The organism is Streptomyces hainanensis (assembly GCF_004348415.1).
Classification (GTDB): domain Bacteria; phylum Actinomycetota; class Actinomycetes; order Streptomycetales; family Streptomycetaceae; genus Streptomyces; species Streptomyces hainanensis.
In genome coordinates this window covers 1-2,485 of record NZ_SMKI01000722.1, presented here as the reverse complement: position 1 = coordinate 2,485, position 2,485 = coordinate 1, and the positions used below count along the sequence as shown (strand labels likewise).

Below are 2,485 nucleotides of genomic sequence, written 5' to 3'. Positions count from 1 at the left end.
GCTCGCAGTACCGACTGGAAGGCGGCGAGGCCCTGCCCGTCGAGGTGGCGCGCAGGATCCGCAAGGCAGATCCGGTCACCCTCGGAAATATCGAGCAGTCCGAGATCTGCCAGCGTGTTCACGGCCCCGCCCCTGACGATCACCACGCCACAGGAGACAACTCGTGAACACCCACCGCATGCGCCGTACCACCATCGCCCTCGTCGCCGCCGCCGCGCTGCCCCTCGGCCTGGCCGCCTGTTCCTCCGACGACGACTCGACCGACGCCGGCGACTCGGGGAACTCGGCGAGCGAGGCGCCCCAGGAGGAGCCGACGGCGGACCAGGACGCCGACGCCGACGCCGACGGTGGCATGGACACCGCGGCCGAGCCGTTCGGTCCGGCCTGCTCCGGGGTCCCGGCCGACGGCGCCGGCAGCTTCGACGGGATGGCCCAGGACCCGGTCGCCACGGCCGCGAGCAACAACCCCGCGCTGTCCACGCTGGTGGCGGCCGTGACCGCCGCCGGCCTCGGCGACACCCTCAACACCGCCGAGGCCCTGACCGTCTTCGCCCCGGTCGACGACGCGTTCGCCGCCGTCCCCGAGGAGGACCTGACCGCGCTGCTGGCCGACGAGGCCGCGCTGACCGACGTGCTCACCTACCACGTCGTCGGCGAGCGCCTGTCGCCCGAGCAGCTGACCGACGGCGAGTTCGAGACGCTGCAGGGCGGCACCCTGACCACGGCGGGCGAGGGCGAGTCGTTCGAGGTCAACGGGGAGGCCGCGGTGGTCTGCGGGAACGTGCGGACCGCCAACGCCACCGTCTACCTGATCGACTCCGTGCTCATGCCGTAGCCGGCCGGGCCGCCGTCGACGAGGAGGTCGGTGCCGGTGCGGCCGGTGCCTCAGGAGACGGCGGCCAGCGCGTCGGTCCAGGCGGCGCGGGCGGCGACGGACCGCCGCCAGCGCCGGACGGCCTTCGGCGGCATGCCGACGGCCAGCGCGCCGACCAGTCGGTCGCCGGCGCGGTAGGCGGCGACGAACCGCCGGGCCGCCAGGTCGCCTTCGACGATCGCGACGGCCTGGTGGCCGCGCAGGTGGCCGTACGCCTGGATCCGCGCGTCGTACTGGTCGGACCAGAAGGAGGGCACGGGGGCGAACGGCCGGCGCGCGGCGGGGTCGGCGAGCAGGTTGCGGGCGGCCGCCATGCCCTGCTCGGCGGCGTTGCCGCGGTGCTCGATCCGCATCGACGCGTCGAACAGCGGGTTGTGCCAGCGCGCCACGTCCCCGGCGGCGTAGACGTCGGGCGCGGCGGCGCAGTACGCGTCGCACACCACGCCGTCCAGGACGGTGAGCCCGCTGTCCGCCAGCCACTCGGTGTTGGGCAGCGAGCCGATCGCGACCAGGACCTCGTCCGCCTCGAACTCCGCCCCGTCGGCCAGCCGGACGCCGTCCTCGGTGACGGCGGCCACCGGCACGCCGACGCGCAGGTCGACGCCGTGTTCCCGGTGCGCCTCGGACAGCACCTCGCCGACCCGCCGCCCGACCGCGTGCGCCAGCGGCACCCCGGCCGGTTCGAGCAGCGTGACGTGGGCGCCCGACCTACGTGCCACGGAGGCGACTTCGGAGCCGAGGAAGCCGGCGCCGACCACCACGAGCCGCCGGCCGGGCCCGAGGCCGGCGCGGAGCGTCAGCGCGTCGTCCAGGGTGCGCAGCACATGGGCGCCCTCCCCCGGCAGCCGGCGCGGCCGGACGCCGGTGGCCAGGATCAACCCGTCGTAGGGCAGCCGCTCGCCGTCGGCCAACTCCACGGCGCGGCCGGGGAGATCGAGGCGGGTCGCGGCGACGCCGAGCCGGGTGTCGAGGTCGAGGGCGGCGAGGTCGGCCGGCGGGCGCAGGGCGAGTCGCTCGGGCGGCCAGGCTCCGGCGAGCAGCTGCTTGGAGAGCGGGGGCCGGTCGTAGGGGGCGTGCGGCTCGTCGCCGACGAGCGTGACGGTGCCGTCGAAGCCCTCCCGGCGCAGCGTCTCGGCGGCGGTCAGGCCGGCGGCCGAGGCGCCGACGACGACGATCCGCCTCACCGGTCCGCCAGCCGGATCGCGGCGGCCGGGCAGACGGCGACGGCCTCCCGGACGCCGTCGAGGAGTTCGGGGGCGGGGTGTTCCGTCAGCAGGATCGCCACCCCGTCGTCGTCGCGCTGGTCGAAGACCTCGGGCGCGGTCAGCACGCACTGGCCGGACGCCACACACTTGGGCTCGTCGAGTTCCACACGCATCGTGGGGGTCTCCTTCTCGGGGTGCGGGAGTGCGGGGGTCACCAGGCGACGGGCAGCGACGTCACGCCGTAGGTGGTGCCGGTGTGGTCGAACGCCAACTCCTGGACGTCGGCGGCGAGTCGCAGGGTGGGGACGCGGCGGTACAGCGTCCCGAAGACGACCTGGAGTTCGAGGCGGGCCAGGTTCTGGCCCAGGCACTGGTGGGGGCCGTGGCCGAACGCCTGGTGCTGGCG

Annotated in this window: 4 protein-coding genes; 1 reads left to right on the top strand and 3 read right to left on the bottom strand. The window is 75.5% G+C overall.

All coding sequences use genetic code 11. The features are described from left to right. The first annotated feature begins 163 nt into the window (after nt 1-163). Entirely contained in the window at nt 164-835 is a 672-nt protein-coding gene (locus tag E1283_RS35190) for a fasciclin domain-containing protein (RefSeq protein WP_243745325.1), read from the top strand. Nucleotides 836-885: 50 nt separating this feature from the next. Here the strand turns inward: E1283_RS35190 and E1283_RS35185 are convergent, their stop codons facing one another. The 3 genes from E1283_RS35185 to E1283_RS35175 form a co-directional block, all read right to left on the bottom strand. Next, entirely contained in the window at nt 886-2,058 is a 1,173-nt protein-coding gene (locus tag E1283_RS35185; protein ID WP_132822228.1) for an NAD(P)/FAD-dependent oxidoreductase, read from the bottom strand. Next, nucleotides 2,055-2,252, bottom strand: coding sequence for a ferredoxin (locus tag E1283_RS35180; protein WP_132822227.1), 198 nt, complete (start codon nt 2,250-2,252; stop codon nt 2,055-2,057). Before E1283_RS35180 ends, E1283_RS35185 begins: the two co-directional genes overlap by 4 nt. 38 nt (nt 2,253-2,290) lie before the next feature. Continuing rightward, nucleotides 2,291-2,485 (bottom strand): cytochrome P450 (locus E1283_RS35175; RefSeq protein ID WP_132822226.1); only part of this gene is annotated, 195 nt, incomplete at its 5' end.

Coding starts and splice junctions, on each gene's coding strand:
- E1283_RS35180 (WP_132822227.1), bottom strand. CDS start 2,252: ATGCGTGTGGAACTCGACGAGCCCAAGTGTGTGGCGTCCGGCCAGTGC.